At 39.6% G+C, this 20,303-nt stretch carries 21 protein-coding genes; 8 read left to right on the forward strand and 13 right to left on the reverse strand.

The annotated features are described in order from the left end of the window. Positions 1-55: 55 nt before the first annotated feature. The 7 genes from rpoH to O3746_RS09950 form a co-directional block, all read right to left on the reverse strand. Positions 56-898: an RNA polymerase sigma factor RpoH gene (rpoH, locus tag O3746_RS09920; protein ID WP_005697336.1), complete on the reverse strand. Its 843-nt coding sequence runs from the start codon at positions 896-898 to the stop codon at positions 56-58. 146 nt (positions 899-1,044) lie between these two features. After that, on the reverse strand, positions 1,045-1,356 hold the full coding sequence (locus tag O3746_RS09925; RefSeq protein ID WP_178160794.1) for a DUF2322 family protein: 312 nt from the start codon (positions 1,354-1,356) through the stop codon (positions 1,045-1,047). Between the two features lie 19 nt (positions 1,357-1,375). Then, positions 1,376-2,401 carry a UDP-N-acetylmuramate dehydrogenase gene (murB, locus tag O3746_RS09930; RefSeq protein ID WP_178160792.1) on the reverse strand — a complete coding sequence of 342 codons (1,026 nt, stop codon included), beginning with the start codon at positions 2,399-2,401 and terminating at the stop codon, positions 1,376-1,378. Between the two features lie 9 nt (positions 2,402-2,410). Continuing rightward, positions 2,411-4,114, reverse strand: a complete 1,704-nt coding sequence (gene narQ / locus O3746_RS09935; RefSeq protein ID WP_371448928.1) for a nitrate/nitrite two-component system sensor histidine kinase NarQ — start codon at positions 4,112-4,114, stop codon at positions 2,411-2,413. A 134-nt stretch (positions 4,115-4,248) separates the two neighbouring features. Beyond that, positions 4,249-5,463: an MFS transporter gene (locus tag O3746_RS09940; RefSeq protein WP_371448930.1), complete on the reverse strand. Its 1,215-nt coding sequence runs from the start codon at positions 5,461-5,463 to the stop codon at positions 4,249-4,251. Positions 5,464-5,605: 142 nt separating this feature from the next. Then, entirely contained in the window at positions 5,606-5,758 is a 153-nt protein-coding gene (locus O3746_RS09945) for a DUF1232 domain-containing protein (RefSeq protein ID WP_005696968.1), read from the reverse strand. 35 nt (positions 5,759-5,793) lie between these two features. Beyond that, positions 5,794-6,054 (reverse strand): YfhL family 4Fe-4S dicluster ferredoxin, encoded by a 261-nt coding sequence (locus O3746_RS09950; protein ID WP_014064693.1) that lies wholly within the window; start codon positions 6,052-6,054, stop codon positions 5,794-5,796. Positions 6,055-6,129: 75 nt separating this feature from the next. On the opposite strand from O3746_RS09950, the gene O3746_RS09955 reads away from it, so the two are divergent. The 5 genes from O3746_RS09955 to O3746_RS09975 all read left to right on the forward strand — a co-directional run bounded on the left by O3746_RS09955 (position 6,130) and on the right by O3746_RS09975 (position 11,630). Further along, on the forward strand, positions 6,130-6,843 hold the full coding sequence (locus tag O3746_RS09955; RefSeq protein ID WP_371448933.1) for a ribonuclease: 714 nt from the start codon (positions 6,130-6,132) through the stop codon (positions 6,841-6,843). Between the two features lie 98 nt (positions 6,844-6,941). Next, entirely contained in the window at positions 6,942-8,102 is a 1,161-nt protein-coding gene (gene pgk / locus O3746_RS09960) for a phosphoglycerate kinase (RefSeq protein WP_178160785.1), read from the forward strand. Positions 8,103-8,194: 92 nt separating this feature from the next. Beyond that, positions 8,195-9,274 carry a class II fructose-bisphosphate aldolase gene (gene fbaA / locus O3746_RS09965; protein WP_005699675.1) on the forward strand — a complete coding sequence of 360 codons (1,080 nt, stop codon included), beginning with the start codon at positions 8,195-8,197 and terminating at the stop codon, positions 9,272-9,274. Positions 9,275-9,615: 341 nt separating this feature from the next. Next, the gene (locus O3746_RS09970) at positions 9,616-10,602 is read left to right on the forward strand and encodes an O-antigen ligase family protein (RefSeq protein WP_371448936.1); all 987 of its coding nucleotides are present in this window, start codon (positions 9,616-9,618) and stop codon (positions 10,600-10,602) included. Then, positions 10,599-11,630 carry a glycosyltransferase family 9 protein gene (locus tag O3746_RS09975; protein ID WP_371448947.1) on the forward strand — a complete coding sequence of 344 codons (1,032 nt, stop codon included), beginning with the start codon at positions 10,599-10,601 and terminating at the stop codon, positions 11,628-11,630. The genes O3746_RS09970 and O3746_RS09975 overlap by 4 nt, the downstream gene beginning before the upstream one ends. Here O3746_RS09975 and O3746_RS09980 read toward each other — a convergent pair. Then, the gene (locus O3746_RS09980) at positions 11,580-12,245 is read right to left on the reverse strand and encodes a YitT family protein (protein ID WP_111326298.1); all 666 of its coding nucleotides are present in this window, start codon (positions 12,243-12,245) and stop codon (positions 11,580-11,582) included. The two genes, O3746_RS09975 and O3746_RS09980, sit on opposite strands and share 51 nt — an antisense overlap. A gap of 190 nt (positions 12,246-12,435) precedes the next feature. On the opposite strand from O3746_RS09980, the gene O3746_RS09985 reads away from it, so the two are divergent. Beyond that, positions 12,436-13,977, forward strand: a complete 1,542-nt coding sequence (locus O3746_RS09985; RefSeq protein ID WP_371448938.1) for a YjjI family glycine radical enzyme — start codon at positions 12,436-12,438, stop codon at positions 13,975-13,977. 41 nt (positions 13,978-14,018) lie between these two features. Here the strand turns inward: O3746_RS09985 and recQ are convergent, their stop codons facing one another. Further along, positions 14,019-15,884, reverse strand: coding sequence for a DNA helicase RecQ (gene recQ / locus O3746_RS09990; RefSeq protein WP_371448940.1), 1,866 nt, complete (start codon positions 15,882-15,884; stop codon positions 14,019-14,021). Beyond that, positions 15,884-16,189 (reverse strand): iron donor protein CyaY, encoded by a 306-nt coding sequence (gene cyaY, locus O3746_RS09995; protein ID WP_014064685.1) that lies wholly within the window; start codon positions 16,187-16,189, stop codon positions 15,884-15,886. The genes recQ and cyaY overlap by 1 nt, the downstream gene beginning before the upstream one ends. Positions 16,190-16,284: 95 nt before the next feature. Here cyaY and O3746_RS10000 point away from each other — a divergent pair, with 95 nt between their 5' ends. Both O3746_RS10000 and lysA read left to right on the forward strand, forming a co-directional pair. Beyond that, positions 16,285-16,410 carry a lipoprotein gene (locus tag O3746_RS10000; protein ID WP_371448943.1) on the forward strand — a complete coding sequence of 42 codons (126 nt, stop codon included), beginning with the start codon at positions 16,285-16,287 and terminating at the stop codon, positions 16,408-16,410. A gap of 27 nt (positions 16,411-16,437) precedes the next feature. After that, entirely contained in the window at positions 16,438-17,688 is a 1,251-nt protein-coding gene (gene lysA, locus O3746_RS10005) for a diaminopimelate decarboxylase (protein WP_197546145.1), read from the forward strand. A gap of 56 nt (positions 17,689-17,744) precedes the next feature. Here lysA and hemN read toward each other — a convergent pair whose 3' ends face one another. Genes hemN through yihI form a run of 3 tightly spaced genes read right to left on the reverse strand, consistent with a single transcriptional unit; the run spans position 17,745 to position 20,118 of the window. Beyond that, on the reverse strand, positions 17,745-19,112 hold the full coding sequence (gene hemN, locus O3746_RS10010) for an oxygen-independent coproporphyrinogen III oxidase (RefSeq protein WP_049365246.1): 1,368 nt from the start codon (positions 19,110-19,112) through the stop codon (positions 17,745-17,747). After that, positions 19,112-19,555 carry a DUF2489 domain-containing protein gene (locus O3746_RS10015; RefSeq protein WP_070591952.1) on the reverse strand — a complete coding sequence of 148 codons (444 nt, stop codon included), beginning with the start codon at positions 19,553-19,555 and terminating at the stop codon, positions 19,112-19,114. Before O3746_RS10015 ends, hemN begins: the two co-directional genes overlap by 1 nt. Before the next feature lie 5 nt (positions 19,556-19,560). Further along, positions 19,561-20,118: a Der GTPase-activating protein YihI gene (yihI, locus tag O3746_RS10020; protein WP_178160769.1), complete on the reverse strand. Its 558-nt coding sequence runs from the start codon at positions 20,116-20,118 to the stop codon at positions 19,561-19,563. Positions 20,119-20,303: the final 185 nt, after the last annotated feature.

A 20,303-nucleotide genomic window follows, 5' to 3' on the forward strand; every position in this document is an offset into this window, starting at 1 on the left:
AAATAAATAAAAAAACCTGTCGATAATCGACAGGTTTTCTTTTTATCAAAATGGATTAGAAATCAACCGCACTTTTAAGTTTTTTCAGTGCATTGGCTTCAAGCTGACGAATACGTTCTGCAGACACATTATATTTTGCTGCAAGATCGTGAAGGGTCGCTTTCTCATCGTCTAACCAACGTGCTTTGATAATCTCTTGGCTACGTTCATCAAGGTTAGCTAATGCTGTACCTAATTTTTCTGTGGCTTGTTCTTCAAAGTTTTCACTTTCAAGTTCTGCCGCGAAGTTTGAGCTTTTATCTTCTAAATATAAAGAAGGTACATAAGCCTCATCGTCATCGTCTGTTGGCAAATCAAAGCCTACATCAGCCCCAGTCATACGGGATTCCATTTCGATGACATCTTCTTTTGACACGCCAAGCTCATTCGCCACCATATCCACTTCGTTTTCATTGAACCAACCTAAACGTTGTTTAGTTTTACGTAGGTTAAAGAACAATTTACGTTGTGCTTTTGTGGTCGCGACTTTCACAATACGCCAGTTGCGAAGGACATATTCATGGATTTCAGCTTTGATCCAATGCACCGCAAAAGATACAAGGCGAACACCCACTTCCGGATTAAAACGTTTTACCGCTTTCATTAATCCAATATTACCTTCTTGAATTAAATCTGCTTGTGGCAATCCATAACCAGAATAACCACGTGCAACATGAATAACAAAACGTAAGTGTGATAAAACTAATTTTTTCGCTGCTTCAATATCACCATCATAATACAAACGTTCTGCTAAGCTTTTTTCTTCCTCTGCTGTCAGCATCGGATATTCGTTTGCTGCTCGAATATAACCTTCGATGCTACCTTGAGGTACTAACATCATTTGAGTTTCTTTATTCATTTTTCTCCTCACAGCATGCGGAGCTAGGCCCCGACTCATTACTTATTTGTTATTGTATAACAACTATTGTCATTATACCTCAATTTGTTTTATTTGACAGTTTTTAACGATTAAAAGTTCAAATTAATCACTGAAAATTTTCCAAATTAGTTTAATGGCACAAGTGAATAAACTACATCCTCTGCCACCACTTTAAACAATAAATCAATATTCGGGTGTTTTCCAGGATTTTGTTTGGCATCTTCTACATGCTCTGCAAACCATTCAATGCCTTGCTGCGCTGAAGTGCGGTCTAATTTTCCGTTAAATTTTTCTGCTAACGCATTATAAAGACGAAGCGAGCCAAGTTTGCCCGGTGCAGCAGGAATATGATGAATCACGGTTTTACCGTTTAATACGTCTAAACCTGTTAAATGATCAATGCTTGGTAAAGTCTCTAAAATGTCTTTAAAGTTCATGATTGCTTTCCTCTATAAATTAACTAATGGCTTGCTCTGAATTTACTTCGCCATTTGCGCCCATAAAGCGTACCTCTGGCTGTAAATACACACCAAATTTATCCGCTACAGTTTGACGGATATGATGTGCTAGCTTAACAACATCCTGTCCAGTGGCATTACCTTTATTAATCAGCACTAAAGCCTGCTGTTGATGAACGGCCGCGCCACCGATTTGAAATCCTTTTAAATGGCATTGATCGATTAACCAACCCGCTGCCAGTTTCACTGAACCATCTGGTTGTGGAAAGTGCGGTAGATTTTCGACCTGTTTTTGAATTTTCGCAAATTGCTCTGCACTCACCACCGGATTTTTGAAGAAACTGCCCGCATTACCAAATTCTTTAGGATCTGGCAATTTGCTGCGGCGAATATGGCATACTTCATCAAACACTTGTTTTGCCGTTACCGTTTGAGGATCAAAATTCACTAATGAGCCATATTTTAGAATAGGTTGCCAATTTTTAGCTAATTTCAAGCCAACCGCCGTAATCACATAGCCTTGTGCATAGCGATGCTTAAAAATACTTTCACGATAACCAAATTCACATTCGTTCGCCTGTAAACGGAATTGTTCGCCCGTGTTGAGATTCAATACATCCACGTAATCGCACACATCTTTAAATTCTATGCCATACGCGCCAATATTTTGAATCGGTGCTGAGCCGGCACAACCGGGAATGAGTGCGAGATTTTCTAAGCCGTCAATCCCTTGAGAGAGTGACCATTCCACTAACTGATGCCAATTTTCGCCACCATTAACATGCAAATAATGGTAATCACTATCTTCTGTATGTTGAATACCCGATAAACGGTTAACAATTACAACACCTTGGAAATCTTCTAAAAACAGCATGTTGCTGCCTTGGCCTAAAAATAAGACAGGTAGATTTTCAGCTTGTGCTTTTTGCCAAGCTTGTTGGATTTGTTCAATCGATGTGGCTTCAATAATTTCACGTGCATTTGCCGGAATATTGAAGGTGTGAAACGGCTGTAAACTTTGCATTAACTTTCCTTAAAAAAACGTGTGAGGAAGCGTGATTTTCACGATAGTACCACCTTGCTCCCCTTTTGAAATTGTAAGCTGAGCATTTAATTGTCGACTGCGCTCAGTCATGATATTTAAACCATAATGCCCTTCTGGCTCATCTAATGTCGGAATCCCGACACCATTATCTTGCACAAGAATTTCATATTCACCCTCGGCATTAATATGGGCTTTCACTTCAATCAGCGTGCCTTTTGAGTGTTTAATCGCATTTAACGTTGCCTCACGTACAATTTGCAGAACGTGCACTAACTCTTGCGGATTTAAACTTTGTGATGGTAAACTGCATTCTACGGTCATTTGCATCTTCGTTTGTGAACGCAAACTTTCGATAACTTGCTCCAAGGCAACCTGTAAATTGGCTTCTTGCACCGTTAAACGGAAGGTCGCCAATAATTCTCGTAATTGAGAATAACCATCTGATAAGGCTTGTTCAAATTCACCAATGATGGCAATACTTTTTTCTTTTGATTTTTCATCTTCTTTCTTCAAATTATGCTTTAACAACGTTAATTGAATTTGTAAGAAAGACAGTACTTGCGCCAACGAGTCATGTAATTCCCTGGCAATAATTGACCGCTCTTCCATCAATAAGAGTTGCTCTTGTTGGCGTTGCGTTTTGTGTGAATACAACGCTTTTGCCACCATTTGTCCTAGGTTTTTCATCATTCGCGGATCGGGACAAGGTAAACCGGCTTGCCATGAGAGCACTGCTAAGTTTTCATTTTCAATGGAAAGTTCTTCGACTTGAAGTGATTGTTTAGGATCTTTTTGACCAAAAGAAATTTCCCAATGTTCTGATCCGAAAATTTCTAACTCAATGTAGCGTAAATGTTCGCTGACACGAATATGATTGAGCACTTGGCTGAGAATTTTATCATTAATCTTCGTGGGCGTAAGTAACTGTGAGCTTTGATAAAGTGTTGTTAAAGAGCGGTTGGTTTGACGCAACTTTTGCGTTTGCTCATTTACCGCATCTTCTAAACGCGAATAAAGTCGCCCTAACTCTGATGACATTTGGGTAAACACTTTCGCTAAAATACCCAGTTCATTATTGCTTTCTGTATCAAGCTGGATATGGTTAAACTGCCCCATTTGTACTTGCATGCTGGCTTTGGTCATCTGCTCTAAAGGCTTCACGACTTCGCGCTTCATATACCAAATCACATAAGACACCATCGCAAGAATCAATAGCATGGAAACACACAATACCGAAACTGCAATAATCCATTTTAGTTCAGCAAAGCGTTGCAATTCCAACACAAAATCATCGACATCTTGTACATAACTTTTTAGTTCGGCGTGATATTTTTCAATTTGATGGCTACGTGCAAAATCGGACATCACCGTCCAGCGTTTTAGAATTTCTTGATAGGACTCTCTCACAGCTGATGGCGCAAAAAGCTGATTTTGCACTGTCAGCAAGGCATCGGCATTGAGACTGCGTTGATAACGCACTAAATTTTGTTCTACCGTATCCAGCGAACGTTCCATTTCCGTTAATAGACGATAACTTTGCATACGCAAAGAACCGGAAATATTAATGGCTTCCGCATCCGATTTATTACTGGCCATCACGATCAAACTCAATGAGCTAATAATGCCCATGAAAATAATGACCACAAATAAATATTTAGCAATACGAGTAGAAACTGAACGTTTAGCGTACACGATAATTCTTCAAAATTGGAAAAAGTGACCATAGTTTAGCACAAAGTGCGGTTGAAATTGGCTGATTTTTCACAAATAAAAAACATCGGCTTTAACCCCGATGTTTTCAAAAACTTGAATGTTTTTGACCGCACTTAGCTTAATTCTTTGCCTTTTAACTCTGGCACTAAGAAGACCGTCGCCACCATATCAATCACATAAATCACCGCCAAGAAAGCAATCGCAATACTAAATGAATATGCTGAAACAACTGCGCCTACAACAACTGGCCCAAAACCACCTACGGCACGACCTAAGTTAAACAACACATTTTGTGCTGTTGCACGTGCTTCTGTCGGATAGGCTTCGGCCATTAATGCGCCATAACCGCCCATCATGCCGTTGACAAACATCCCTAAGAATGCGCCCGCTACCAACATCGCGGTTGGATCGGTTAATTGAGAGTAAGTGATGATACTGATCACAGCACCAAGTTGGAATAACAAGAAACTTGGTTTACGTCCGATTCTATCGGCTAGACGACCAAAAATCCAAATCCCTGCCATCATGCCGCATACCGTAACAGCCGTCCATAAACCTGATTTCGTTAAACTAAAACCAAGTTGTTTAGATAAGAAGTTTGGCATCCAAATCATAATGCCGTAGTAACCAAAGTTTTGTACAGAAGTTAACACCACCACACCAAGGCTCACTTTTGTGGTTGCTTTGTCCTTCACTAAGAGTTTGAAAGATTCCAGTTTGGAGATTTTTTGGGTTGAAAGTTCAGTCTGTTTTTGCGAAAAAATTTCAGGTTCATGTAAGCGTACTCGTAAATACCAAGCAACAAATGCAGGGAAGATACCAACAACGAACATGCCACGCCAGCCAATATGTGGAAGCAATACAGGGGTGAGTAATGCCGCCGCTAACACACCAACTTGCCAACCTAACGCCACATAGGAAGCGGCTTTTGCACGGTGTTTTGCGGGCCAAGCTTCAATGGCTAATGCCATACCGATACCAAATTCACCACCCAAACCGATACCCGCGATGGTGCGATAAATTAATAAATCCCAATAGCCTTGTGCGATTGCACATAAACCGGTGAATACAGCAAAGAGTACGATTGTCCAAGTCAGTACGCGTACTCGCCCATAACGATCGCTTAATGCACCAAATACAATACCGCCTACCACTGCACCAATAAGTGTCCAGGTAACTAATGAGCCAGATTGTGCGGGAGTTAAATTAAGATCTGCCGAAATGGCACTAAGCATAAATCCAAGAATAAGAAGATCGAATCCATCCATCGCGTAGCCGACAGCTGATCCAACCAAGGCTTTCCAGCCATATTGATTGACGTTTGTCATAATTGAGGTCCCTTTTGCTACTCACGGGTAGCGTTTAAAGTGAAATGATGAGGAAAGAAATTTTCCGACGCGTAGTTTAGAGAAATTGATGGAATTTTGCAAGAATAAGAAAAGCAAAGTGCGGTTGATTTTATTCAAGTTTTTATTTTTTCAATAAAATCCGAATTAATAAGGCAATGGCTGCCGCATCATCCACTAAACCTAATGGGCCAAGCACCGCTTCAGGCAAAATATCAATGGGACTGAACAAATAAATCAGAATGATGGCGATTTTAATTAACTTCGTTTTATTCATAGTCATTGGACGAAAAGAAAAAGATCAGGTAAATTCTACAACTTATCCGAATGGTGAATCATCACAAAACGTTCCCAAAGCTGCTCTTCGCTTTCTTGATGCTCAGGATCTGGCTTGATGCAGTTTGTAATCGGGCAAACTTTTTGGCAAGTTGGCGTGTCATAATGACCAACACATTCCGTACAAAGTACAGGATCGATCACATAGATCTCCTCGCCGATTGAAATTGCTTCATTCGGGCATTCGGGGAGGCACATATCGCAGTTTGTGCATTTGTTTGTGATCAGTAACGCCATACCATTCCTTTATATGAGAAAGCGGCGAATTATAGCCGACAAAAGCAAAATTGACAAAATTTAAACAGGATTTTTATGAAAAAACAGGTTTCCACTCTTTCCCTTATTGCCCTTGCCGCATTTAGTATTTGGCAATATTTCACTGAACACAAAAAAGACACCAAACCCGCCCCAACAGCCACACAACAGCAAAGTCAAAGTGCGGTCAAAAATACCCAAGATTTTGGGAATTATGATGTCATCATGCGCGATGATGCTATTGGGCAAAACAAAAATGCTCCTGTTGATTACTATATGTTGGCTTTATCTTGGTCGCCTGCATTCTGTGAAAAACAACGTGCGCAATATGGCAATAATTTACCTGATTCAGCGCAATATCAATGTAGTACAAAAAATCAATTTGGCTGGGTAGTGCACGGCTTATGGCCTCAAAATGCGAATGCACGTTCTGTTACGGATCATCCACGTTTTTGTAAGGGTGATTTAGCACCGCTTCCAATTGAAACCCTCGAGCCTTATCTTTCAATCTCGCCAGGCGCAAAACTATTGCAAGGCGAATGGGAAAAACACGGTAGCTGCGCTTTTGATTCCGCAGAAGATTATTTCAAACAAGAGAAAGCATTATTTGAATCGCTCTCTTTACCAAACGAACAATTAAGCCGTAAAGAATTATTTTTATGGATGAAGCAACATAATCCGCAATTAAAAGGCGCTTATTTAGGGGCGAGCCATAATGAACTATTCATTTGTTACAATCGCCAATGGGAAGTAATCGATTGCCAAAAATAAGCATAATTCGCTTTTTTATTTGATCTACATCGTTACAACCTAGTCAGAACTAGGTATAATGTTTGAGTTTAATTTTAACTAACCCAAGAGGAAAGATTATGTCAGTAATCAAAATGACCGACTTAGATTTAAAAGGTAAACGTGTATTTATTCGTGCGGACTTAAACGTACCAGTAAAAGATGGCAAAGTGACATCTGATGCGCGTATTCGTGCGACTATCCCGACGTTAAAACTGGCTTTAGAGAAAGGCGCAAAAGTGATGGTTACCTCTCACTTAGGTCGTCCAACTGAAGGGGAATTCAAACCTGAAGACTCTTTACAACCGGTTGTTGATTACTTAAAAGACGCAGGTTTCAATGTGCGTTTAGAACAAGACTACTTAAACGGTGTGGATGTTAAAGAAGGCGAAATCGTTGTTTTAGAAAACGTTCGCGTGAACAAAGGTGAGAAGAAAAACGATCCTGAATTAGGTAAAAAATATGCCGCACTTTGCGATGTCTTCGTGATGGATGCATTCGGTACGGCTCACCGTGCGCAAGCATCAACTTACGGCGTAGCAGAGTTTGCACCGGTTGCTTGTGCAGGTCCATTACTTGCAGCAGAATTAGATGCATTAGGTAAAGCATTGAAAGAACCTGCTCGTCCAATGGTTGCGATCGTAGGCGGTTCAAAAGTTTCCACTAAATTAGAAGTATTAAACTCTCTTTCAAAAATTGCTGACCAAATTATCGTGGGCGGCGGTATTGCGAACACTTTCATTGCGGCTGCAGGTCACAATGTGGGTAAATCGTTATATGAAGCAGATTTAATCCCTGTAGCAAAAGAATTAGCAGCAAGCACTGACATTCCTGTTCCAGTTGATGTACGTGTTGGTACTGAATTCTCTGAAACTGCACCTGCAACAGAAAAATCAGTCACTGAAGTAAAAGATGATGAATCTATCTTCGATATCGGTGATAAATCTGCAGAACAATTAGCTGAAATCATCAAAAATGCAAAAACTGTTTTATGGAATGGTCCAGTTGGTGTGTTTGAGTTCCCTAACTTCCGTAAAGGGACTGAAATCATTTCTCACGCGATTGCAAACAGCGATGCATTCTCTATCGCAGGGGGTGGTGATACTTTAGCAGCTATCGATTTATTCGGTATTGCAGATAAAATCTCTTACATCTCTACCGGTGGCGGTGCATTCTTAGAATTCGTTGAAGGTAAAGTATTACCTGCAGTAGAAATTCTTGAAAAACGTGCGAACGGTTAATTAAATGGTTTCTATCCCCTCTGCACAGAGGGGATAAATATTGATTCTTCAAACGGAGGAATAAATCCTCCAAAACAAAAGGAAACACAACTATGGCTAAATTATTAGATATCGTAAAACCTGGCGTAGTAACAGGTGAAGATGTTCAAAAAATCTTTGCTTATGCCAAAGCAAACAACTTCGCGATCCCTGCAGTAAACTGCGTGGGTTCTGACTCCGTAAACGCAGTATTGGAAACCGCTGCTCGTGTGAAAGCGCCAGTAATTATCCAATTCTCAAACGGTGGTGCAGCTTTCTACGCAGGTAAAGGTATCAAACCAACAAGCGGTGCACGTCCAGACGTTTTAGGTGCAATCGCAGGTGCGAAACATGTTCATACTTTAGCCAAAGAATACGGTGTGCCAGTTATTCTTCATACTGACCACGCAGCGAAAAAATTACTTCCATGGATCGATGGCTTACTTGAAGCGGGTGAAAAACACTTTGCAGAAACTGGTCGTCCATTATTCTCTTCTCACATGCTTGATTTATCTGAAGAACCAATGGAAGAAAACATGGCAATCTGCCGTGAATACCTTGCTCGTATGGATAAATTAGGCATGACTCTTGAAATCGAGATTGGTATTACCGGTGGTGAAGAAGACGGCGTGGATAACTCAGATGTAGATGAATCTCGTTTATATACCCAACCATCTGATGTGCTTTATGTTTACGATCAATTAAACCCTGTAAGCCCTAACTTTACCGTTGCGGCTGCATTCGGTAACGTACACGGTGTTTACAAACCAGGTAACGTAAAATTAAAACCATCTATTTTAGGTGCATCACAAGAGTTCGTTGCAAAAGAACGCAATCTACCAGCAAAACCAATCAACTTCGTTTTCCACGGTGGTTCAGGTTCTAGCCGCGAAGAAATCCGCGAAGCAATTAGCTATGGTGCAATCAAAATGAATATCGATACGGATACTCAATGGGCTGCATGGAATGGTATCTTAAACTTCTATAAAGCAAATGAAGCTTATCTTCAAGGTCAATTAGGTAACCCTGAAGGTCCTGATGCACCAAACAAAAAATACTACGACCCACGTGTTTGGTTACGTAAAATGGAAGAATCAATGTCTAAACGCTTAGAGCAATCTTTCGAAGACTTAAACTGCGTTGATGTTTTATAATCCATAAAAATAGACTAAAATGAGACCGCACTTTGTTAGTGCGGTTTTTTAGTTTTACATAACCCGAATGTTGGCTCTTATCTATGCAAATAACAAAACAAAATTGGTTAGCCACCCTAATAAACTTTGCGGTAACGCTTTTCTTTCTTTCGATATTTATTGTCAAAGGTGGATATAATGCTGCGCCTGCTCTATTGATGTTAATCGGTTTAGGTTATGGCGTTTATGCTTTGATCAAGAAACCACTTTTAAACTTATCGAAAGTTGATAAATGGTTAATTTATAGCTACCTTTTTTATTTTCTTACATTTGTACTTTCCCTCTGCATTAACGGGGGAAAAATGCGTGATCTAGATACGGCAAGTCGTGTTGTTTTCTTAATTCCTGTTTTACTTTTATTATTAAAATATCCCATCAAAACCTGTGTATTGAGTTACGCTATCCCCCTTGGTGGTATTGTTTCTGTCTGCATCGCGCTTTATGATAAATTTATCTTGAATCTTAATCCGGATCAAAATCCTCGAATTATGCATATTCAAGGCGGGGATATTTCTATGTCATTAGGCATTTTGAGCCTGATTATTGCCCTATATGCTTATAAGAAAAGAGAGGTGAAACTGACCGTTCTTAGTGTGATTGGTGGCTTATGTGGCATTGTTGGAAGTTTGCTTTCTACTGCTCGAGGAGGATGGGTTGCATTACCGATCTTACTTATTGTTATCCTTTGGATTTATCGCCATTCCCTTTCAAAACGTTTTTTCCTGACTTTCTTTGGAATCATTGCCGTAGCAAGCGTTGGCATTAGCCAAATGCCCAATAACCGAATCATGGAACGGATTGACGTTGCACGAAAAGATATCCAACTTTACTTGGATAACAAGGATGGCAATACTTCTCTAGGTGCGCGTTTTGAAATGTGGAAAAGTGCACTGGAAATGGTAAAAGAGAAACCCCTATTTGGCTGGGGTATTCAAGGGGCAACAGAAAAACGTAAACAAGAAACAAAAGAAAAAATTGCCACAGGTAACATTGGACAATTTACTCATGCCCATAACCAATATTTAGATGACCTATCCAAACGAGGAATTGTTGGCTTGCTCGCCTTACTTGCTGTTTTATTTATCCCTCTACGTACCTTTATGAAAAACCTAAAAACAGCAAATAATGAGATCAAGCTAATTGCAACGTTAGGTGTTGCCCATATTTTATCTGTGATGATCTATGGCTTAAGCCAAGGTTTCTTGGTACATAATTCAGGTACTATATTTTACTTTTTCTTAACGATTGTGTTTTATACCGCAATACGAACACGGCAAAAGGCAGAATAATGAAAATTTTAGTCATTCGTAACGATAAACTGGGTGATTTTGTTCAGGCATTTCCGGCTTTTGCGATGTTGAAAGCCTCAAATCCCGAGCTAAGACTGACCGCACTTGTGCCGGCTTATACCGCACCACTTGCACAAATTTGCCCCTATTTAGATGATGTCATCATTGATAGTGTCAAGAACGACAAAGCGGATTTTAATCGTCTTGTTAAAGAAATCAAAGAGCAGCAATTTGATGGCATGATTAGCTTCTTTTCCAATACCCACAACGGTAAATTAGCGTGGAAAAGTAAGATTCCTTATCGTCTTGCACCCGCAACAAAATGGGTGCAAATCCTTTATAACCATCGTTTAACACAACGCCGCTCACGCTCAGAGAAATCTGAAGCAGAATACAATCAAGATTTGGCTCGGGCATTCTTAAAAAAACATAATATGCCGATTGTGGAACCAAAACCACCTTACCTTTCACTTCCTGAAAGTGCGGTTAAAAATCAACGTGTTTTTCTGCAAGAACAATTCGGTTTATCTGCAGATAAAAAATGGGTGTTTGTGCATGGCGGAACAGGTGGTTCAGCAACAAGTCTCTCGTTGACACAATATGCTCAATTGATACAAGGTTTGTTAAGCGAATTTGATTGCCAGATTATCTTAACAGCAGGACCTGGTGAAAGTGAAAAAGCCCATGAGTTAGCGGCAAAAATCGACAGCCCAAATGTGGTTGTTTACGATAAGAATAAAGGATTAGTTGATTTTGCACACTCTCTGGCTTGTGCGGATTTATTCATTGCAGGCTCAACTGGACCATTGCATTTAAGCAGTGCATTCAATGTGCCAACAATCGGATTCTATCCAAATAGTCGCTCATCTCAGCCTCGTCGTTGGAAACCGATTAACGATGCAGACAAACACCTTGCTTTCTGCCCGCCAAAAGGGAAAGACGAAATGAACTTAGGTTTGATTTCTATTGATGATGCCTTAGTGGACATTATCCCCTTCGTGCGAAAGATGTGGCAAGCGAGCAATTGAGTTTAAGCATAACTGCACAATCCAACCTATTGCGGCGGCAAAAACAACGGTACCAATCCCGACTGTGCCGCCGAGAATATAACCTAATACACAAACCGACACTTCAAGGCTTGTTCTCACAATCCCCACTTTTAAATGAAGACGTTGACAAAGCCCCACCATTAAACCATCCCGCGGGCCTGCCCCCTGATGACAGGTTAAATACAATGCCGTCCCTAATCCATAGAGTAAAAGCCCAATTCCACCAAATAAAATTCGGCTAAAAAGTGCGGTTGGTTCCGGCACAATTTTCGTGGTTAAGCCAAGGAAAAAGGCAATCACAATGATATTCAGAATAGTGCCAAGCCCAAGCCTTAATTTGAGGGGAATCCAGGCTAACATCACCAAACAGCTAATCCAAAATGATGACCAACCGATACTCACTTTAGCTTGTAATGCCACACCTTGAGAAAGCACGGTCCAAGGTGAAGAACCCAAATTAGCAAGCACAATCAAGCCATCTCCAATGCCCAGTATTGCCAATGCAAATAAGAGCATCGACATCGTTTTACCTTCGACTGACCATAGCGATTTGGCTGCCCAACTGGTGTGGGGAATCACCCGTGCTTTTTTCATATTATTCCTGTTTATGTTTAACGCCGACATCATAATGGGAAACCCAATAAAACCCAAACATTTTAACGTCATATGATATAACCGAATTGACTGATAAATATCATAAATGTGATGCAGATCACATTGTCAAAATTGTCATCACTCATTCACTGACTTAAAATAAGCTACCCTTTTTAATCAGGACATTATTATGCTTGCATCTCTTCAAGATATTTTGGATACCGTAAAATCCAACACGCTCACCTATCAACAAAAACTCATGTGTTTAGGCAATATTGCCGAGCGATTATTTGACCCTCGTGAATTATTAGGTTACACGGATGAAGAATGGCAATTCCTTCAAAATCAAATGATCTGTGATTTAAATGAAGGCTATGCGATTTATCGCCCACGTTATATTTTGCCGGATTACAATGTGTATATTAAAAAAGGCTGTGAATTCCTTGAATTGCCCGCGCCAAAAGATCTTGATGAAGCATTAGATGGCTTATTGATTTTATATTCTCATGTGCCATCAATTACCACATTCCCAGTTTACATTGGGCGTTTAGACATGTTACTTGACCCGTTTATTACCGATGAAGAACAAGACTACATCAAAATTAAACGTTTCTTGAATCATGTAGATAAAACCGTGCCAGATTCATTCTGTCATGCCAATATTGGGCCTTATGACACCAAAGCAGGGCGTTTGATTTTAAAAGCGGTGATTGAGTTGGAAGCGCCAACACCAAATATGACTATTCGTTATGATAAGAGTAAAACAAGTCGTGAATTTGCAGAATTAGCAGCAAAAGCGTGCTTATTGGTTTCTAAACCTTCTTTTGCCAATGATGCTTACTACATTTCTGACTTAGGCGAACAATATGGTATTGCAAGTTGCTATAACGCACTGCCTGAATGTGGTGGGGCTTATACTCTCACTCGCTTGCGCTTAGGTACTATCGCTCGCGCTTGTAAAACTGTGGATGAAATGGTCAATAAACTTTTACCTCGCGTAGCAAAATGTGCACTTTCCACAATGGATAAACGCCATAAATTTGTAGTGGAAGAAAGCAACTTCTTCAATACCTCATTCCTCGAAAAAGAAGGTTTTATCAAACGTACTAATTTTACAGGGATGTTTGCTATTGTAGGACTTGCAGATGCAGCGAATCACTTGCTACAACAAGAAGGCTTAAATGAAACCTTTGGTAAAAGCCAACGCGGAGATAAAATTGCGACCTTGATTATGGATAAATTGAAAGAAGTCACGGATAACCATGAAGGCGTGTATGCTGAACGCACTGGTAACCGTTATTTATTACATGCGCAAGTAGGCGCAAGCAATCATGAGGAAGATAAATGTAATGCGCCGGCACATCGCATTCGTGTAGGTGAAGAACCTACGTTATTGGCCCATTTAAAACAATCTGCGCCATTCCACAAATATTTCCCATCAGGTACCGGTGATTTGTTTGCCTTTGACCAAACCTATGTGGATCATTTAGATGCCGTCGTTGATATTATCGATGGTTCATTTGCACAAGGTTACCGATATATCACCACTTACCTTAAAAACACCGATTTGATTCGTGTAACAGGCTATTTGGTGAAGAAAAGCGAAGTGGAAAAATACCGTAAAGGTGAAGTAGCATTGCGTGATACCACTTGGTATGGTTCGGGTACCGATGATTGTGCACAAGTCTTTGACCGTCAATTACGTGATGAACAAGATGTAAGTGCAAGCTAGAAAAAAGTGCGGTTGAAAAATTCTCTGTTTTTTGACCGCACTTATTCTTTTTCTGACCTTTCTAAAATTGCTTTGTGTTCTCTAATCAATGCCATAAATGGCTGCCCAAAGCGTTCTAATTTGATTGCCCCTACGCCATTAATTTGTAACATTTCAATATTACTTGTTGGCATATATTGTGCCATTTCCTGTAATGTCGCATCATTAAAAACAATATAAGGCGGAATGTTTTCCTTATCCGCTAGCTGCTTCCGTAGGAAACGCAAACGAGCAAATAAATCTTTATCATAATTTGCCACTGTATTTTTATGGGATGTATGCACAATTTTATTAATGGATGAAATGCGCGGCATCGCTAATTCAAGCTGCACTTCGCCTTTTAAAACAGGGCGTGCACTTTCTGTGAGCTGAAGCGTTGCACTATTAAACTCACCGATCACTTGTTGAATAAAACCAAGGTGGATAAGCTGACGAATCACGGATTGCCAATGTTCTTTGCTTTTATCTTTACCAATGCCATAAACACTTAACTTATCATGTTGGCGTTCTACAATTTTTTGATTATGCATCCCTCGCAATACCGCAATCACATATTGCACGCCGAAACACTGCCCCACACGATAAATCGTCGACATCACTTTTTGTGCATCAATTAAGCCATCATATTTCTTTGGCGGATCAAGACAAATATCGCAATTTTGACAAGGTGTTTGACGATGTTCGCCAAAATAATTGAGTAACACTAAACGACGACAAGTCTGACTTTCGGCAAATTCACCAATGGCTTCCAATTTATGTTGCTCAATTTGACGTTGTGGCGTCTCTGGTTTTTCAAGCAGAATCTTCTGTAACCAAGCATAATCAGCCGGCTCGTAGAAAAGCACTGCTTCTGCAGGTAAATCATCTCGTCCCGCACGACCAGTTTCTTGATAATATGATTCAATGCTTCTCGGCAAATCAAAATGGGCGACAAAACGCACATTGGATTTATTAATGCCCATTCCAAACGCAATCGTTGCAACTACAACTTGGACATTATCTCGTTGAAAATCTTGCTGGACGCGTTCACGCAGTGCAGTTTCCATTCCCGCATGATATGCCGCAGCCGACACGCCTTTATTTCGCAAAGTTTCGGCTATACGTTCCACCTTCGAACGACTATTGCAATACACAATGCCGCTTTTTCCTTTTTGAGCTAAAACAAAACGCGTAAGCTGCTCCATCGGCTTAAACTTTTCTTCCAACGTATAACGAATATTCGGGCGGTCAAAACTGCCAATGTATTTGTGAGGATGGTCTAATTTAAGATGAGTGAGAATATCCTGTCTCGTCGCGTAATCCGCTGTCGCCGTTAATGCCATAATTGGCGCATTTGGAAACGATGCTTTTAAGCCGCCAAGTTGGGTATATTCAGGGCGAAAATCATGCCCCCACTGTGAAATACAATGTGCTTCATCAATGGCGATAAAGGAAATTTGAGCATAAGAAATCAGCTGAAAAAAGCTGTTTGTCATCACTTTTTCAGGCGAAACATACAATAATTTTAATTGGCCAGAAATCAGCTTATTTTCAACTTGCTGTTGTTGTTCTAGCGTCTGACTAGAGTTTAGAAAATCGGCTTCAATGCCGTTTGCTTGGAGTTGATCCACCTGATCTTTCATTAAAGAAATCAAAGGCGAAATCACTAATGTGAGACCAGGAAAACAAAGTGCTGGGATTTGATAACACAAGGACTTGCCATTTCCTGTAGCCATCACCACTAAGGAATCCTGACCGCTTAACGCAGCATGAATCACTTCTTCCTGCCCTTTGCGGAAAGATTGGTAACCAAAAACAGACCGCAACGTATGAAGTGCGGTCGTTTTTAAGTCTGTTTTTTGCGGGGCATGTTCCGCGAGTTCGGTCATTAGAATGTTACCGTTTCTCCGTGAGCGGCAACCGCCTCGGTTAAACAATCCCAAAAGCGTTTGCCATCATTTGCCACCCAATCATTATTTTTATAGGCAAAATGAAATCCACCCAAGCGGCTCGCAAGCCAAAGCTCAAGAAGCGGTTCTTGCTTATTGATAACGATTTGTGAGCGGTCATCAAATGTGATCGTGAATACCGAACCTTGTGTTTCGCAATCCACATCACAATCTTGATTCTCTAACGCTTCTTCAATTTTTTGCCAAACCTGTTCAATATTTTGGTGAAATTCTGCAACATTCATAAAATTTTCCGATTAAATCTGATAGAATGCCGTGAATTATAAAGCCTTTCGCCTCGTTGGCAAAGGTAGATTTTACTTATTAGAGAGATTGAAAAATGAAAAAAGTACTTTCTATTTTATTACTCAGTGCATTCTGTACTTTAGCGACAGGTTGCGGTGTAAAAGGGCCATTATATTTCCCTGAAAAAGAACAACCGCAAAACACACAAAAAACACAATAAAAACTGACCGCACTCAAAGGATTCGTCATGGATTTTTTCCAATATAAAAACGAGCAACTTTATGTTGAAGATTTGCCCGTCAAACAACTCGCTGAAGAATTCGGCACACCACTTTATATTTATTCTCGTGCCACACTTGAACGCCATTGGCATGCCTTTGATTCCGCTTTAGGAAAGCATCCACACTTAATTTGTTATGCCGTTAAAGCCAATTCTAATATTGGAATATTGAATGTCATGGCAAAATTAGGCTCTGGTTTTGATATCGTTTCGCAAGGCGAATTAGAACGCGTCTTAGCAGCGGGCGGAGAAGCATCAAAAGTTGTCTTTTCTGGTGTAGCAAAATCTCGTGCCGAAATTATGCGAGCGTTAGAAGTAGGCATTCGTTGTTTTAATGTGGAATCTATTGCGGAACTATATCGCATCAATCAGATTGCGGGTGAAATGGGCAAAGTTGCGCCTATTTCTTTACGTGTAAACCCCGATGTTGATGCACATACCCACCCTTACATTTCCACTGGATTGAAAGAAAATAAATTTGGTGTGAGCGTAGATGAAGCACGTGAGGTATATAAATTAGCTGCTACCTTACCTCATGTGAAAATTACGGGTATGGATTGCCATATTGGCTCTCAGCTGACTGAATTACAGCCCTTCTTAGATGCAACTGATCGCCTCATTCGTTTAATGGAACAATTAAAAGAAGATGGCATCAAATTAAAACACTTAGATCTCGGTGGTGGTTTGGGCGTAACTTATACTAATGAAACGCCACCTCACCCAAGTGACTATGCGACTGCGCTACTGAATAAATTAAAAAATTATGAAGATCTCGAAATTATTTTAGAACCAGGTCGAGCAATCGCGGCGAATGCAGGGATTTTAGTGGCTAAAGTTCAATACTTAAAAAGTAATGAAAGCCGAAACTTTGCGATTACTGATACAGGCATGAACGATATGATTCGTCCAGCACTCTATGAAGCTTATATGAATATAATTGAAATTGACCGCACTTTAGGGCGTGAAAAAGCCATTTATGATGTTGTTGGCCCGGTATGCGAAACCTCTGATTTCTTAGGTAAACAGCGTGAGCTCGCTATTGCTGAAGGAGATTATATTGCTCAACGGTCTGCTGGTGCTTATGGTGCAAGTATGTCCTCAAACTACAATTCTCGTCCACGTACGGCTGAAGTGTTAGTGGATGGAAACAAAGCTCATTTAATTCGTCGTAGAGAAAATCTCAGCGAGTTATGGGCTCTAGAAAGTATCGCAGAATAAAAATAGATAAAAAGAAAAAACGGTCGAGGATTATATCTTGACCGTTTTTTGTATAACTAAATAATTCGAGAGAATTGTTGTCGTTTTGCTGCCGCTCTTGAATAGGTATCAAAGCATAAGCAAATATTACGAATTAATAATCGACCTTTAGGCGAAACTTGTAAGCCTGTTTCCGTTTCAGAAATTAATCCATCTTCAAGTAATGGTTGTAATAACTGTAAATCTTCAGCAAAGTGCTTTCTGAAATCAATATTATATTGTTTTTCAATTGGTGCAAAATCAAGCTTAAAGTTACAAATCAACTGCTTAATCACATCACGGCGTAGGCAATCCTCTTCTGTCATCGCTAAACCTTTATGTAATGCGATTCCTGAATTTTCCACATCATGATAATAATGTTTTAATTCTTTTTGGTTTTGAGCGTATGTATCACCCAATAAACTAATCGCTGACACACCTAAACCAAGCAAATCACATTCTTCTTGTGTGGTATAGCCTTGGAAATTTCGATGTAGAACACCTTTCTCTTGGGCAATCGCTAATTCATCATCAGGTTTAGCAAAATGATCCATACCGATAAACTTATAGCCTGCATTGCCCAAAGTTTCGATAGTTTTCTGTAAGATTTCTAACTTAGTTTCCGGTGGCGGTAATTGATCTTCTTTAATTTTTGCTTGTCCCGCAAATCGACTTGGCAAATGGGCATAGTTAAAGATACTCAAACGATCTGGATTTAATTCAATCACTTTATGTAATGTAAACATAAAGCTTTCCACATTTTGAAGTGGCAATCCATAAATTAAATCAAGGTTAGTCGATTGGAAACCTAACTCACGAGCACGAACAAGTAACGCATTCACAAACTCTTCATCTTGTTCACGATTTACCGCTTTTTGAACCGCTTTATTGAAATCTTGTACACCCATGCTAATTCGGTTAAAACCAATATTGCGTAAATGATCAAGCATGTCTAGCTCAATTTCGCGTGGGTCCATTTCAATACTAACTTCTGCATTATCCGCAATCGTAAAATGATCTTTAAGCATCTTCATCAAACGAGCTGATTGCTCTTCTGTCAAATAAGTCGGTGTACCGCCGCCCCAATGCACTTGAGTCGCAACACGATTTTTGAATAATTCTGAACGCGCTTTGATTTCTTTTTCAAGATAATCAAGATAAATATCCGCCTTATGTTGATGACGAGTAATTACCTTATTACAGCCACAAAAGTAACAAAGTTTGTGACAAAACGGAATGTGTACGTAAAGGGAAAGTGGTCTTTCCGGATAACGATTAGCCGCTGCAATAAAATCTTCGTTTGTGTAACTTTCATTAAATTCTAATGCAGTTGGATAAGATGTATAACGAGGTCCTGATTGGTTATATTTTTGAATTAACGCAAGATCCCAAATAATTTCAGACATTAAGCTTCCCCAAATTTATCTACGTCATTTAAAAACTGACGTAACTCCAACATAATTTCTTCTTCAAATTTTGCTTCTGCACTTTCTCGCTCAAGATCGAGTTTCATTCTTTCTTTTTTTAATAAGGCTTTTCTAGCTTCATGCGTAGGCATTTCTTTCACAATGTTATAAAGTGCATACATCGCTTGATATGGTTGCAAAGATTGTCCCAAAGGGAGTAAAAGCATTGATAAACGAATCACTCCTTCTGAATGGTTGCAATCTCCATTTTGCATCGCTTTAGCGATAATTACCATACTCTCTTTTAGGCGTTTTGTACGTGCTATCTTAGCCTGTTTAATGAGAGTGCTTTGATGGCGTAACTTCCTAAGTAATTTGAAAGCATAAAATGATACGCCAGCAATAATTCCCAAAGCAATAATACTTAAAATAATCGGCCACATGACAATTATCTGAATTGGTTGATATCAATCTTCTCGAAGGTTCGATAGAGATCATCCTCTGTCTCCTCTTCATCTTGAATACCTAATTCTTCCATTAACTGAGCAATACGATCTAAGCATTCATCCACAAATTGTTGATCAGCTTTACTAATCGTTTTGCCTTCATCTAAAGCATCCAACAATTCATTTAGAATTTCATTATTTTCTAAACGTTCTAACTCCACTTCAGGCGCAAGTTTTTTCGGTTCTTTGACGGCTGGAATTGTCATCCCTTTCTCAGGCTTATTCACAAATTCAACAATCAGTGGAACCTTTTTACGGCTACCAATACGCGGATCTTTTTGTTCAACGACTTGATTATGTTTATTTTGTTCAGCGTTACTATGACGAGAACCGGATGCTAAACCTTTATGTTTACGTTTTTTCTTATCTTCTCTTGCTTTAGCGTCTAATTCATAACGTGTTAATTTCTTACCTGATAGCTTCGGTGCTTCAGGTTTCTTATCCGATTTACGAATTGGCATAATATCGCTAATTTTACGACTTTTCTTTTTACGAGCCATTTTTGTTATTTATCCTATAAAAAATTTTGGTGATTGTACCATTCCACCTATATTTTCTCATTAAAAGATTTAAACATCTTTAATAAAACTATTCTGATTTTGACCGCACTTTTAATTTATTAAAATCAAATATAATAAAACTCCATAAACAAAAACCCCAAGCCATTCAGCTCGGGGTTCACATT

Origin of the sequence: Haemophilus sp. 27098_8_127, from assembly GCF_041433495.1 — a bacterium.
Taxonomy (GTDB): domain Bacteria; phylum Pseudomonadota; class Gammaproteobacteria; order Enterobacterales; family Pasteurellaceae; genus Haemophilus_D.